The organism is Phormidesmis priestleyi BC1401, from assembly GCF_001650195.1.
Lineage (GTDB): Bacteria > Cyanobacteriota > Cyanobacteriia > Leptolyngbyales > Leptolyngbyaceae > Phormidesmis_A > Phormidesmis_A priestleyi_B.
In genome coordinates this window covers 1-962 of sequence record NZ_LXYR01000168.1, presented here as the reverse complement: position 1 = coordinate 962, position 962 = coordinate 1, and the positions used below count along the sequence as shown (strand labels likewise).

General features: G+C 51.7%; 1 protein-coding gene. It reads left to right on the top strand.

The annotated features are described in order from the left end of the window. The first annotated feature begins 64 nt into the window (after window positions 1-64). Window positions 65-942 (top strand): IS630 family transposase gene (locus A8707_RS27760; protein ID WP_156518910.1). Its coding sequence is split into 2 segments (ribosomal slippage): window positions 65-394 and window positions 397-942, totalling 876 coding nucleotides; the frame shifts between segments, so codons are not numbered across the junction. The last annotated feature ends 20 nt before the right edge of the window (window positions 943-962 follow it).

The window sequence follows — 962 nt, the reverse complement described above, 5'->3', positions numbered from 1 at the left end:
TATAGCGGTCGCCAAGACTGATAGGACATAGACTGAAGGAAGTCCAACTCAAGACAACCCATTGATGTCAAAACCCTACAGCTACGACCTGCGTCAAAAAGTTATTCAAGCCATCGAGTTAGATGGGATGAAGAAAAGCGAAGCGGCTCAAATCTTCCAACTTAGTCGCAACACGATTGACTTGTGGCTAAAGCGGCAGGCGGAAACCGGAGACTATCAGGCAAGGTCGAATCGCCCCCATCGCACAGTGGACAAAATTACGGATTGGGACAAGTTCACTGAGTTTGCCAAACTGCATGGGGAGAAGACGCAATTAGAGATGGCAGAGTTGTGGTCAGGCAAGATCAGCGCTCGGACGATCTCACGTGCCTTGCATAAAATCGGCTTGAGTCGAAAAAAAAGACTTACGGCTACCAGGAACGAGATGCAGCGAAACGAGCCACTTTCGTTGCTCAACTAGCAGAGATTCCCCGGTCACAAAGAGTCTACGTGGATGAATCCGGGATGGACGAGCGCGATGATTATGGCTACGGTTGGTGCGAACGCGGCGTGCGCTTTGAGGCACTCAAATCTGGACGAAGAGCGGGGCGAGTCAACATGATTGCAGCTTACTGCCAACGTCAACTCATGGCACCCTTTACAGTAGAAGGCGCTTGTAACCGACTTGTGTTCGAGACTTGGCTTGAAACCTGCTTAGTGCCTGTGCTGGAACCGGGACAGGTGGTGATTCTCGATAACGCGACCTTCCATCATGGCGGGCGCATTGCGGATCTGATTGAGTCGGCTGGCGCTCGCCTGCTCTACTTGCCCCCTTATTCTCCAGACCTGAATCGGATTGAGCAGTGTTGGGCTTGGCTCAAAAGTAGAATTCGCAAGGGGTTATCGAGCGCGGCTTCCCTTCGACAAGCCATAGAGTCTGTGCTTAAAGAGGCTACGTCCTAACACTGTTGACCACGGCTATA